This window comes from Longispora sp. NPDC051575 (genome assembly GCF_040681875.1).
Classification (GTDB): domain Bacteria; phylum Actinomycetota; class Actinomycetes; order Mycobacteriales; family Micromonosporaceae; genus Longispora.
The window spans coordinates 63,491-75,954 of sequence record NZ_JBFAZP010000007.1 but is presented as its reverse complement, the minus strand read 5'-3'; the positions used below and the strand labels follow the sequence as shown (position 1 = coordinate 75,954).

The 12,464-nt window shown below is 74.8% G+C and carries 9 protein-coding genes; 3 read left to right on the top strand and 6 right to left on the bottom strand.

What is annotated here, in order from left to right:
• Positions 1–134 precede the first annotated feature (134 nt).
• A complete protein-coding gene (locus AB0M43_RS21135) occupies positions 135–1,799 on the top strand; it encodes an alpha/beta hydrolase (RefSeq protein ID WP_363727142.1) in 1,665 nt (554 codons plus the stop codon).
• Positions 1,800–1,973: 174 nt separating this feature from the next.
• On the opposite strand, the gene AB0M43_RS21130 is transcribed toward AB0M43_RS21135, so the two are convergent.
• Genes AB0M43_RS21130 through AB0M43_RS21105 form a run of 6 tightly spaced genes read right to left on the bottom strand, consistent with a single transcriptional unit; the run spans position 1,974 to position 8,427 of the window.
• Positions 1,974–4,136, bottom strand: coding sequence for an SNF2-related protein (locus AB0M43_RS21130; RefSeq protein WP_363727140.1), 2,163 nt, complete (start codon positions 4,134–4,136; stop codon positions 1,974–1,976).
• Between the two features lie 37 nt (positions 4,137–4,173).
• The gene (locus AB0M43_RS21125; protein ID WP_363727138.1) at positions 4,174–5,415 is read right to left on the bottom strand and encodes an adenylosuccinate synthetase; all 1,242 of its coding nucleotides are present in this window, start codon (positions 5,413–5,415) and stop codon (positions 4,174–4,176) included.
• Complete coding sequence (locus AB0M43_RS21120; RefSeq protein ID WP_363727136.1) at positions 5,409–5,579, bottom strand: hypothetical protein; 171 nt, start codon at positions 5,577–5,579, stop codon at positions 5,409–5,411. Before AB0M43_RS21120 ends, AB0M43_RS21125 begins: the two co-directional genes overlap by 7 nt.
• The gene (locus tag AB0M43_RS21115; RefSeq protein ID WP_363727135.1) at positions 5,576–6,547 is read right to left on the bottom strand and encodes a hypothetical protein; all 972 of its coding nucleotides are present in this window, start codon (positions 6,545–6,547) and stop codon (positions 5,576–5,578) included. The genes AB0M43_RS21120 and AB0M43_RS21115 overlap by 4 nt, the downstream gene beginning before the upstream one ends.
• A gap of 3 nt (positions 6,548–6,550) precedes the next feature.
• On the bottom strand, positions 6,551–7,672 hold the full coding sequence (locus tag AB0M43_RS21110; RefSeq protein ID WP_363727134.1) for a serine/threonine-protein kinase: 1,122 nt from the start codon (positions 7,670–7,672) through the stop codon (positions 6,551–6,553).
• On the bottom strand, positions 7,669–8,427 hold the full coding sequence (locus AB0M43_RS21105; RefSeq protein ID WP_363728015.1) for an NUDIX hydrolase: 759 nt from the start codon (positions 8,425–8,427) through the stop codon (positions 7,669–7,671). The genes AB0M43_RS21110 and AB0M43_RS21105 overlap by 4 nt, the downstream gene beginning before the upstream one ends.
• A gap of 116 nt (positions 8,428–8,543) precedes the next feature.
• On the opposite strand from AB0M43_RS21105, the gene AB0M43_RS21100 reads away from it, so the two are divergent.
• Together AB0M43_RS21100 and AB0M43_RS21095 are read left to right on the top strand one after the other, a co-directional pair.
• Complete coding sequence (locus AB0M43_RS21100; protein WP_363727133.1) at positions 8,544–9,941, top strand: 3' terminal RNA ribose 2'-O-methyltransferase Hen1; 1,398 nt, start codon at positions 8,544–8,546, stop codon at positions 9,939–9,941.
• Positions 9,941–12,454, top strand: coding sequence for a polynucleotide kinase-phosphatase (locus tag AB0M43_RS21095; protein ID WP_363727131.1), 2,514 nt, complete (start codon positions 9,941–9,943; stop codon positions 12,452–12,454). Before AB0M43_RS21100 ends, AB0M43_RS21095 begins: the two co-directional genes overlap by 1 nt.
• The last annotated feature ends 10 nt before the right edge of the window (positions 12,455–12,464 follow it).

The window sequence follows — 12,464 nt, the reverse complement described above, 5'->3', positions numbered from 1 at the left end:
TGGTGCCGGGCGCCGTCCCGGATCCCGTGTGACCCGGCAAAACCCCTTATAGCATGATCAACGGGTACTGGTGGCCCGCCGGCCGGGTGCGGGGTCTTCGCACCGGCCGGGGCCGATCGACAGACGGGACGCGCATGTTCGCCAGGAAGTGGCTGCTCGCCGCCGGGATCGTCGCGGCGGTCCTCGCGGCCGGGCTGGTCGTGTTCGTGCTGGTCCGGCCCGGGGCGACCCCGGCTGGCCTCGACTGGGCGCCGTGCGCGGGCCGGGACGGCTTCGACTGCGCGACGCTGCGGGTACCCGTCGACCATGCCCGGCCCGGGGGCCCCACCCTCGGGATCGCCCTCAACCGGCTGCCGGCCGGGGACCCCGGCGCCCGGATCGGCGCGCTGGTCGTCAACCCGGGCGGGCCGGGCGAGTCGGGGCTGGACATGGTGTTCGAGGGCCGGGAGCAGTTCGCGGCGCTGCGGGGCCGGTACGACATCGTCGGCTTCGACCCGCGCGGCGTCGGGGCGAGCGACGCGGTCCGGTGCCTGGACGACCCGGCGATGGACCGGTTCACGGCGGCGGACCGCACGCCGACCACACCCGCCGGACGCGCCCGGGTGCACGAGGACCTGAAGGCGTTCGCGGACGCGTGCGGGGCCCGGTCCGGGAACCTGCTGCCCTTCGTCGGAACGGAGAACGTCGCCCGGGACCTGGACCTGATCCGCGCGGCCCTCGGCGAGGAGCGGCTGCACTACTTCGGGTTCTCCTACGGCACCCGGCTCGGCCAGTTCTACGCCGAGCGGTTCCCCGGCCGGGTGGGGCGGATGGTGCTCGACTCGGTGGACAATCCGGCGGAGGGCGAGGTGCCCGAAGCCGACCCGACGGCGGGCCCCGGTCCGGGCGGGAGCCCTGGCAGTCCGGGCCCGGGCGGGAGTCCCGGCCCCGGCGGGAGCACCGCGCCCGGCGGAAGCCCCGGCCGTAGCCCAGCGCCCGGCGACAGCCCCGGAACCAACGACGCGGATGCCGCCGACGAGCCCGATCAGGCCGAGTCCGTCCTGCGCGACATCCTCCGCGACTGCGCGCGCCGCCCCGACTGCCCCGTGGGCACCGACGAGAACGCGGCGGTCCGCGCGGTCGACGACCTGCTGGCGAAGCTCGACACCCAGCCGGTGCCCGCCGCCGGGGACCGGCGGCTGACCGGGTCGCTGGCGCGGGCGGCGCTGTTCCAGGCGACGTACTCGCCGGACAGTTGGGAGCAGGCGCGCACCGGGCTCCGCGACGCGCTCGACGGGCGGGGCGACGGGCTGCTCACGCTCGCCGACGAGTACTACCACCGCGACAGCCAGGGCCGCTACACCAACGCCACCTCGGCGTTCGCGGCCGTGACCTGCCTGATCGGGGACCCCCGGCAGGTCCGGGGCACGCCCGGGGAGATCGCCGCGCGGATGGACGCGGGGGCGGCGGCCTCGGCGAAGGCGTCGCCGCACTTCGGCGCGTGGCTGTACTACAGCACCCAGTACTGCGCCTACTGGCCCGCCGCGCCGACCGTCGCGCCGCACCCGGTCAGCGCCGAGGGCGCGCCGACGATCCTGCTGGTCAACAACACCCGGGACGCCGCCACGCCGTTGGAGGGGGCCGAGGCCGTCGCCGACGCGCTGGCCGACGCCCGGCTGGTGGTCGCCGACGCCGACGGGCACATCGCCTACGGCAACTCGCCGTGCGTCGGGCGGATCGTCGACGAGTTCCTGTTGCGGGGGACCGTGCCCTCCACGGAGGAGTCCTGGCCCCAGCGCCAGGTCACCTGCCCCGCCTGACGGCCGGAAACGACCAGCCGGCGCCGGGCGGGACACGGAACCTGGCGGCCGGTTCCGGACGGACGTCGCCGGGCGATGCCGGACCGGACACGGAAGCCGCCAACCCGTGCCGGACGGGAACAAAAGCTGGCGGCCGGGACGCGGGCCCCGGTACCCGGAAAAGGTCTTTCGGGGTCAGGCGCCGGCCGTCGCGAGCCGTGCCTGTTCCTCCTCGACGATCTGCCGCGCCAGGCTCCGGTCGGACACGTCGACCGCGTCGGGCGAGGACTCGGCGACGTCGCTGCGCCGGGCGTACGCGTCGAACAGCCGTTCCTTGTTCGCCAGGATCCGCAGCATCCGCTCGTCGACTCCCCCGGTGGTCAGGAGCCGGTGCACCTGCACCTTGCGGACCTGTCCCATCCGGTGCGCGCGGGCGACGGCCTGGTGTTCCAGGGTCGGTTTGACCTGGGGTTCGCACAGCACGACCACGGACGCGGCCTGCATGTTGAGCCCGGTGCCGCCGGCCTGGATCTGGCTGAGCAGCACCGCGTGCCCGGGGGCCGCGGTGAACGCGTCGATGAGCGCCTGGCGCCGGTTCGGCGGCACGTCCCCGGTGATGGGGCCGAACACGCCCGCGCCGAGCGCCTGCCCGACGGTGTCGAGCACGTCGCGGAAGTAGGAGAAGACCACGACCTTCAGCTGGGTCTCGGCGGCCTCGGTCACGAGTTCGCGCAGGCGGCGCAGCTTGGTGGACCCGTGTGCGTCGGCGTACCCGGCCCGGCGCATCGCCATGAAGTTCCCGGCGAGCACGGCGTCGCGGTAGGCGGCCTCGTCGGTGGCGCTCGGCTCCTCCCACTCGTCCACCTGGATCAGCGAGGGCAGCTCGGGCAGCACGTCCTCCTGGTTGCGCCGCAGGTAGGCGGGCGCGACGGCGGACCGGAACGCCCGGGAACCGGCGACCGCGTCGGCGACGTCGGGCACGAGACCGGGTTGCAGGTACGACACCAGGCTGCGGAACTCGGCCACCCGGTTCTCCATCGGCGTACCGGTGAGGAACAGGGTCCGGTCCGCCCGGCTGATCCAGGCCCGCACGGCCCGGGTCCGCCGGGTGTGCGGGTTCTTCACGTAGTGCGCCTCGTCGACGACGAGCATCCCGACGGCGCCGGGTTCGGGCGGGGCGAGCAGGTGCAGGGTGTCGAAGGTGGTGACGGCCACCCCGCCGTCCTGCCGCCACTCCGCGTACGCGGCGTCCCGGTCGGGCCCGTGCACCGGCACGGCGCGCAGCCGGCTGCGGGCCCCGACCTCCCGGGTCCAGTTGATCAGCACGCTCGCCGGGCAGACGACGAGGTGGTGGGTGCCGCCCCGGGCCGCGAGGTGGGCGAGCGCCGCGATGGCCTGGATCGTCTTGCCCAGGCCCATCTCGTCGCCCAGGATCACCCGGCGCTGCACGAGCGCGAACCGGGCGCCGAAGGACTGGTAGCCGCGCAGGGAGACCCGCAGGTGCATGTCGTCGAGGGGCTGGGCGGTGACCCGGTCGGCGATCCCGGCGGGGACGAAGCCCTGCGCGGCCTCCAGGTCCGGGCTGCCGCCGGAGAGCTCCGCGAGCAGGCCGTAGTAGTCGGCGGACCGGACCTCGAAGTCGACCCACGCCCCGGCTCCGGTGGCCGGTTCCCCGAGGAGTTTCACCGTCACCTGGCTGAGGAGGACGGCGGTGTCGCGGGCGCCGGCCTCGGCGAGGACGGCCTCCAGGTCGAGCACGGCGGCCTCGGCGGCCTCCCGCCCGGCCCGGCCGGCGAACAGGGTGCGCAGCCAGCCGGTCGCCGGCCGGGCCGCTGCGAGCAACGGGGTGATCCGGCCGGTCAGGCCCCCGGCGGCGTCGGCGGCCCGGCGCAGGTCGGGTTCCGCGTCGACCAGCGGGTGCAGGGCCGCGACCAGGGCGGTCGAGTGCGCGTCGGGCTCGTCCACGTCGAGCCGGACCGTGACGTTCTCCCCGGCGGCCTCCGCGATCTGGCGGGCGGCGGCGAGCGCCTGGTCGGCGGTCTGGTTCCCCACTCCCGGGATCTGGCGCAGGGTGTGCCGGGAGGCCTCGTGGACCTGGCGGACCGTGCCGTAGCCGGCGGCCTCCAGCGCGGCGAGGCGCAGCCGGCCCTCGGTGACGTCCTTGAGCCGGGCGATCGGGATCTGGTCGAGTTCCCGGGCGACGAGCACGGCGAGCAGCGGGGCGAGGGCGGTGCGGGCGGTGTCGAGCACCCGGCGGTGCTGGGTGGTCAGCGCCTCGGCGGCGACGTGCAGCGCGGTCGCCGCGGCGAGGGCGGCTCTGGCGCGCTGCCGGGTGACGGGGGCGCTGTTCACGGACACGCCGAACAGCATGTCACCCGGGTGCGACACCCGACGGTCACCCGTCGCCGGTCACCCGCTTGTCCGCCGCCGTCGGGCCGTGCGACTCCAGCGCGACCGGCGCCCCCAGCAGCTTCCCGATCGCCCCGGCCCAGTCGTCCGGCCGTTCGGGCCGCTCAGGGCGCGCCCAGGCCAGGCGCGCGGTGAGCGCCTCCTGGTACGCCAGGTCCCCCTGGGCGCCGGGCACGATCCGGTCCCAGTCGCCGTACGAGGCGCAGATGCCCAGCTCGGGGACCCGGGCCGGCACGTCGAGGTGGGTGACGGCCAGGCCGTGCACGCCGCCGGCCACCTCCGCCGCGTACCGGTGCGCGACCGCGTCGAAGTGCCCGACCCGGAACGCGCCCTGCCACGGGCCGACCCCGTTGTGCGGGTCGGGCAGCGCCGCCGTGAGCGCCGGGTCCTCCGTGACCAGGGGGCCGGGGCCGTGCCGGGTGGTGTAGGTGCGCACGACCCCGAGGCGGTACGCCTCCTGGCCGGCCTCGGCGAGCAGGGTCTCCGCGTTGGCGAAGGTGGTGGTGGACCAGGTCGTGTAGGGGTGCCAGCCGAACCACTCGTCCAGGAGTACCCCCTGGGCGCCCTCGAAGACGCACGGGCCGGCGGTCAGCAGCCCCCGCAGGGTGCCCGGTCCGTCCACAATCCGCACGGCCCGGCCGAAGGCCTCGAACACCGCCGCGACCTCCTCCACCGGGGGCGCGCCCAGGTCGCCGAGCTGGTCGGTGAGCCGGTCGCGGACCGCCGTGAGCCGGTGGCGGAGCCGGGCCGGGGAGCGCACGTCGGCGGCGCACGGCGCGTCGGGGTGGTCCAGCGCGTAGGACACGGTCTCGCCGACGCCCAGGCCGCAGGAGCCGTGCCGGTCCCCGCCCCGGCGGCGTTCGCGGAGCTGGTTGGCGGCGCGGTGCCAGACCGTGGTGAGCGGCGCGTCACCGTCCACTGTGAGCAGTGCGTAGGGGTCCGGCACGCCGAGGGCGGTCAGGTGGTCCGCCTCGGCGGCCAGGGCCAGCGGGTCGACGGCGACGAACCTCGACAGATGGGTACGCACCCCGTGCAGCGTTCCCGCGCCGAACTGGGCGAACGTGTGGTGCCGGCCGTCGGGGGCCACCACGTTGTGCGCGGCCTGGGCGCCGCCGTTGAACCGGATGACCGCGCTGCGCCCCCCGTCGGCGCACAGCGCGTCCACCACGGTGCCCTTGCCGGCGTCGCCGTAGCCGAGGTCGACCACGACGACGTGTCCGCTCAGCACGGGTGCCCCGCTCCCCCGAGCAGGGTCCACGCGCCGGGCCGGGCCTGGACACCGAGCAGGGTCCACGCGCCGGTCCAGATCTGGACACCGGGCCGGATCCGCGCGCCGCCCCAGCCGCCGGCGACCCGCGCGGGGGCGCCGGTGGCCGGCGGCCGGGCCGTCACAGCCGTTCCACCGCGCCGGTCGGTCCCGCCAGGTCGGCCGCGCCGAGCCCGCCCCGGACCACGGCGCCCCGGCCGGTGCCGAGGGTCGCGAGCGCCCGCCCGACGACCTCCCCCGCGTCGGACCCGACGTCGGCGAGGTCCGCGAGGCCCTCGGCCAGGTCGATGGCCTCCTCGCCGAGCCCGACGGTCAGCGCGATCGTCTCGCACACCGCGTCGAGGTCGTCGAGCTGGATGACGTTCTGGCCGAGCAGTCCGCGCCAGTACCCGAGGATCTCGGTGTCGCCGGCGTACGCGCTGCCGGTGGGCAGGATGTAGTACACCTCGTAGCGCTGCCGGAGTTCGGCGACAATGGCGGCCACCGGGACCGGCTCGGCCAGCTTGTCGCCGACGACCTGCTTGACCTCCTTCGGCTTCACGCCCGCGTACGGCATCTCGTCGCCGATCAGGAACAGGTACCCCTTGCGGCCGCGCTTGTCGTAGCAGTCCAGGCTCGTGTGCCGGGCCATGAAGTACATCGCGAGCTCGTAGGACTCGGTGCGCTGGCCGCCCCCGCCGCCCTCCAGCACGATGTTGGCGAGGTGGTCGTCCATCCGGTTGTCCGACTCGAACTGGCCGATCTGCAACGGCACCCGGTCGCAGGTGGCGTCGCCGACCGCCCCGAACAGGATCTGCGGGTCGGTGACGTACCCCTTGCGCAGCAGCAGGCCGAACAGTTCCGGCAGCTTGGTCTGCAGGGTGCGCGGCACGTGCCCCATCGAGCCGGTGACGTCGAACAGCACCGCGATGGCCGTGGAGCGCGGGTGCTCGTCGCTGTCGCGGCTCTCCCGGACGTCGACCCCGAGCGGGTCGAGCGTCGGGTGCGCGTCGCGCGCGCCGCTGTCGCTGTAGGCGAAGGCGCTCGTGCCGGTGGCGGCCCGGTAGCTCTTCGCGGCGTCGTACACGTTGGTGTCCCAGCGTCCGCTTCCCATGACTTACTCCTTCAGCGTGAACGGTCGAAAGGTCCGGGGGCCGTACAGGTCTTCGAGCAGCTCGTCGAACTCGGCGAGCAGCCGCCAGGCGTCCTGGGGGCGCCTGCGCTGGTCGGGCAGCGAACAGCCGGCGGCGAAGCGGAGCAGGGCCGGGTGCGCCCGCGTACCCATCAGATCCCGCATGCAGCTCGTGGCCATGTGCACGTCGGTGCCGGCCGACGCGGGTCGGCGGTCGGGCACCTCGGGCGGGTAGCGGTCGCGGTGCCGGGCGACCAGGGCGGGCACCGGGGTGTCGGGGGTGGTCACGGAGTAGCACCAGTCGACGAGGACCAGGCCGTGCTCCCGGGGGTGGATGAGGACGTGTTCGGGCAGCACCGCGCCGTGCAGGACACCGGCCCGGTGCGCGTGGCCGAGCGCGACGAGCAGCCGGCGCCACATCCAGGCCACGTCGCGCGGGTCGACACCGTCCGGATAGGACTCGGCGACCCTCGCGAGGCTGACGAACTCCGAGTGGTCGGACAGGATATTGGCGGTGCGCCGCACCCCCGTCCCGGGCTCCTCGTGCCGGAACGTCTCCACGAGCCGGGGCACGTAGGCGCGGTGCCGGGGATCGCCGTCGCGGGCCAGCTGGGCCAGGGCGGTCGCCTCCCGTTCGATCAGGTCGCTGTCGCCGGGGCTGCGGGGGAGCTTGAGCACCACGTCGCCGTCGGCGTGGCCCAGGCGGAACAGGTTGGCCAGGTCGCCGGTCGCGAGCAACGGGCCCATCCGGTACCGGCGGGTCCGGGTCTCCAGGACCGCGCCGCCCCGGCCCTCGTGCTCCGCCCAGAGTTCGGCGAGGCGGGCGAAGGCGGCGGTGGCGGTGGCCCGGTCGCCGGTGGTGGTGTCGGGGTGCAGGATCCGGACCATCCGTCGGTACCAGCGGGCGGGCTGGTCGGTGCCGAACAGCTCGCCCGGGGCGCCGGCCGCGTGCACGGCGGCGACGAGGGCGGCGAAGTCCGGGTCGCCGGGCGCCGATCGGGGAGCCGGGGCCGGGGCCGGTCGCGGCGTCGGGGCCTTTTTTCGGTGGTCGTCGTCGGGGTCGAAGTCCGTCCTCGGGTCGGGTCTCGGGCCGCGTCCGGGGCTCATCGGACCTCCTCCTCGCGGGCCGGCCGGAGCAGCGCCGGGTGCAGCAGCCGGGCGTCCCCCGCCCGGTAGAGCTTCGAGCGCGGCCCGCCCCGGGCGCCGCCGCGACCCGTCGTCTCCCCGGTGCCCTCGACGAAGCCGGGCACCGACAGCACCTTGCGGTGGAAGTTGCCGGCGTGCAGCTCCTCGCCCCAGACGGCGGTGTACACGGCGCGCAGCTCGGCGATGGTGAACTCGGCGGGCACGAACGCGGTCGCCAGCGGCGTGTACTCCAGCTTGGCCCGGGCCCGCTCCAGCCCGTCGGCGAGGATCGCGTCGTGGTCGAAGGCGAGCCCGGTGGCCCGGTCGACCGGCACCCAGGCGGCCCCCGCGGCGTCGCCCCCGGCGCTCGGGTCGGGCAGGCTGGGCGCGAACGCCAGGTACGCCACGGAGACCACCCGCATCCTGGGGTCGCGGCCCGGGTCGCCGTAGGTGCCGAGCTGTTCGAGGTGCACGGCGCTGAGCTGTCCCGTGCCGGGGCGCAGACCGGTCTCCTCGGCGAGCTCGCGCATGGCGGCCTCGTCGAGGGTCTCCGCGCGGACGAACCCGCCGGGCAGCGCCCACCGGCCGGCGAACGGCCGCTCGCCGCGCTCGACCAGCAGCACGTGCGGGACGCCGTCGCGGACGGTGAGTGCGACCATGTCGACGGTGACGGCGACCGCGGGGTAGGCCCTCGGATCGTAGTCGTCCAGGTGGTCGGTCATCGCCGCTCCAGTCATTCTCACAGTCAGATTATCTCGAACTGAGAACAACCTAGCACCCCGGATCCGCGCCGACAAGGCCCGGTCCGCCCCGGACGGGAAAACCACTGGTCACCGCCTGGGATGATCGACGGGTGCTGCTGACGATCTCCACCACCCACACCCCGGCGACCGACCTCGGGTACCTGCTGGTCAAGCACCCCGACCGGGTGCAGTCCTTCGCGACCACCGGCGGGACGGCGCACGTCTTCTACCCGGAGGCCACCGCCGAACGGTGCACCGCCGCGCTGCTCCTCGACGTCGACCCGGTCGAACTCGCCCGCCCGTCGAAGGGCCGAAAGACCCCGGACTCGTTCTCCCTGGGCCGGTACGTCAACGACCGCCCGTACGCGGCGTCCAGCCTGCTCACCGTCGCCCTGGGCAAGGTGTTCCGCTCGGCGCTCAAGGGCGCCAGCCGGGACCGCGCGGACCTGGTCGACACGGCGATCCCGCTGGAGATCGAGGTACCGGCCCTGCCGTGCCAGGGCGGGGCCGACGTGGTGGAGCGGCTGTTCGCCCCGCTGGGCTGGACCGTGGCCGCCACCCCCGTGCCGCTGGACCCGGCGTTCCCCGAGTGGGGTGACTCCCCGTACGTGCGGCTGCGGCTCACCGGTACGGTCCGGCTGGCCGACGCGCTCAACCACCTGTACGTCCTCCTGCCCGTGCTCGACGACGCCAAGCACTACTGGGTGTCCGAGGACGAGGTGGACAAGCTGCTCCGCGCCGGGGACGGCTGGCTGGGCGGGCACCCGGAACGGGAACTGATCGCGCGCCGGTACCTGGCCGGCCGGCGCACCCTCGCCCAGTCCGCGCTGGAACGGCTCGACGCCACCGACGAACCGCTCGACGACACCCCCGACGCGGTGGAGCGGATCGAGGCCGCCGAACGCGCGAAGCCACTGGTCAGGCTGCGCAAGGAGGCAGTGCTCGCCGCGCTGGCCGACACGGGCGCGTCCAGGGTGCTCGACCTCGGCTGCGGGCCCGGCGCGCTGCTGCTGGAACTGGTGGCGGACAACCGGTACACCGAGATCGTCGGCGCGGACGTGTCCAGCGCGAGCCTCGCCCTCGCCGAGCGCCGGCTGCGGTTCGACCGGATGCCCGACCGGCAGCGCGCCCGGATCACGCTGATCCAGTCGGCGCTCACGTACCACGACGACCGGTTGAAGGGTTTCGACGCCGCCGTGCTGATGGAGGTCGTCGAGCACGTGGACGAGGCCCGGCTGCCGGCCCTGGAACGGGCCGTGTTCGGGCACGCCGCCCCGCGCGCCGTGATCGTGACGACGCCGAACGTCGAGTACAACGTGCGGTACGAGTCGCTGCACGGCCACCGGCACGACGACCACCGGTTCGAGTGGACCCGCGCCGAGTTCGCCGCCTGGGTCGACCGGGTCTGCGCCGCGCACGGCTACACCGCCGAGCTCCGCCCCGTCGGCGCCGACGACCCCGAGGTCGGCTCCCCCACCCAGCTCGCCCTGTTCCGGAAGGCCGTCTGATGCGTCTCGACATTCCCGAGCTGTCGCTCGTCGCGCTGGTCGGCGTCTCCGGCTCCGGCAAGTCCACGTTCGCCCGCGAACACTTCCTGCCCACCGAGGTGCTGTCCTCCGACGCGTTCCGGGGCCTGGTCTCCGACGACGAGAACGACCAGTCCGCGACGAAGGACGCGTTCGACGCCCTGTACCACGTCGCCGGCCTGCGGCTGCGCGCCGGACGCCGGGTCGTCGTGGACGCCACGAACGTCCAGAAGCACGCCCGCGCCGCACTGGTGCAGCTCGCCCGGAAGTACGACGTGCTGCCCGTGGCCATCGTCCTGGACACCCCCGAGTCCGTGGCCTGGGAACGGACCCAGGCCCGCGCCGACCGCGAGTTCGGCCGCAAGGTGCTCCAGCGGCAGGGCCAGGACCTGCGCCGTTCGCTGCGCGGCCTCGGCAAGGAGGGCTTCCGCAAGGTGCACGTCGTCACCGACCCGAGCGACGTCACCATCGGGTACGAGAAGGCGTGGAACGACCGCCGCGACGTCACCGGCCCCTTCGACATCATCGGCGACGTGCACGGCTGCCGCGCCGAACTGGAGACCCTGCTGACCACGCTCGGCTGGACCCTGGTCCGCGACGGGGCCGGCCGGCCGGTGGACGCCACCCACCCCGAGGGCCGGCGCGCCGTGTTCGTCGGCGACCTCGTCGACCGGGGCCCCGACTCCCCCGGCGTGCTGCGCCTCGTGATGGGCATGACCGCCGCCGGCACCGCGCTGTGCGTCCCCGGCAACCACGAGCAGAAGCTGCTCCGCTCCCTGCGCGGCCGCCCGGTCACCGTCTCGCACGGCCTCGCCGAGACCCTCGACCAGCTCTCCCGCGAGGACCCGGCCTGGGTCGAGGAGGCCGCCCGCTGGATCGACGGCCTCGTCAGCCATCTGCGCCTCGACGGCGGCCGGCTCGTGGTCGCGCACGCCGGACTCAAGGAGGAGTACCAGGGCCGCGCCTCCGCCCGGGTCCGCGACTTCTGCCTGTACGGCGAGTCCACCGGCGAGACCGACGAGTACGGCCTGCCCGTCCGCTACCCGTGGGCCACCGACTACCGGGGCGCCGCCACCGTCGTCTACGGCCACGTGCCGACCCCGGCCGCCGAGTGGGTCAACAACACGATCTGCCTGGACACCGGTGCCGTGTTCGGCGGTGCGCTGACCGCGCTGCGGTACCCGGAGAAGGATCTGGTCTCCGTGCCCGCCGAACGGGTGCACTACGAGCCGGTCAAGCCGCTCGGCGCCCCCGCCCGCGACGACGCGACCCTGAACCTCGCCGACGTCACCGGCCGCCGGCACCTGCGCACCGACTACGGCACGGTCCTGGTCGAGGCCGAGAACGCCGCCGCCGCGCTGGAGGTGATGAGCCGCTACGCCGTCGACCCGCGCGCCCTGCTGTGGCTGCCGCCGACCATGTCCCCGCCATCCACGTCTACTGTGGACGGCTACCTGGAGTACCCGACCGAGGCGTTCGCCGACTACCGGGCCGCCGGCGTGGACACGGTCGTCTGCGAGGAGAAGCACATGGGCTCCCGCGCCGTCGTGCTCGTCTGCCGCGACGAGGCCGCCGCCCGGGCCCGGTTCGGCGTGCCCGAAGGCTCCTCCGGCGTGATCCACACCCGCACCGGCCGGCCGTTCTTCACCGACCGGACCCGGACCGAAACCCTCCTGCACCGGGTACGCGCCGCCGCCGCCCCGCTCTTCGACGAACTGGCCACCGACTGGCTGCTCCTCGACTGCGAACTGCTGCCCTGGTCCGCCAAGGCCGGCCCGCTGATCCGCTCCCAGTACGCGGCCGTCGGCGCGGCGGCCCGCTCCGCCCTGACCGCGGCGACCTGGGCCCTGGAGGCCGGCCACAAGCGCGGCCTGGACCTCGCCGCGCTCCGCGACAAGACCTGGGAACGCTCGCACCGCGCCGAGGACTTCGTCGAGGCCTACCGCCAGTACTGCTGGCCCGTCGACGGCCTGGCCGGCATCCAGCTCGCCCCCTTCATGCTGCTGGCCTCCGAGGGCGCCTCGCACGCCGACCGCGACCACGACTGGCACCTGGCCGCCTGCGACCGCCTCGTCGCCGCCGACCCGGTCACCTTCCGCCCCACCGGCCGGCGCGTCGTCGACCTGTCCGACCCCGCGTCGGAGGAGGCGGCCACCGACTGGTGGCTGGAACTGACCGGCGCAGGCGGCGAGGGCATGGTCATCAAGCCGCACGCGGGGCTGGGGCACCGGGTGCGGGGCAAGCTGGTGCAGCCGGGCATCAAGTGCCGGGGCCGGGAGTACCTGCGGATCATCTACGGCCCCGACTACACCGCGCACCTCGACCGGCTCCGGGACCGGGGGCTGGCGCGCAAGCGGAGTCTGGCGTTGCGGGAGCACGGGTTGGGGATGGCGGCGCTGGACGCGGTGGCGGGGCGGGAGCCGGTGTGGCGGGTGCACGAGTTGGTGTTCGCGATCCTGGCCCTGGAGTCCGAGCCGACGGACCCCCGCCTGTGAACCGGGGGTC

Coding starts and splice junctions, on each gene's coding strand:
- AB0M43_RS21135 (WP_363727142.1), top strand. CDS start 135: ATGTTCGCCAGGAAGTGGCTGCTCGCCGCCGGGATCGTCGCGGCGGTC.
- AB0M43_RS21115 (WP_363727135.1), bottom strand. CDS start 6,547: ATGGGAAGCGGACGCTGGGACACCAACGTGTACGACGCCGCGAAGAGC.
- AB0M43_RS21110 (WP_363727134.1), bottom strand. CDS start 7,672: ATGAGCCCCGGACGCGGCCCGAGACCCGACCCGAGGACGGACTTCGAC.
- AB0M43_RS21105 (WP_363728015.1), bottom strand. CDS start 8,427: ATGACTGGAGCGGCGATGACCGACCACCTGGACGACTACGATCCGAGG.
- AB0M43_RS21095 (WP_363727131.1), top strand. CDS start 9,941: ATGCGTCTCGACATTCCCGAGCTGTCGCTCGTCGCGCTGGTCGGCGTC.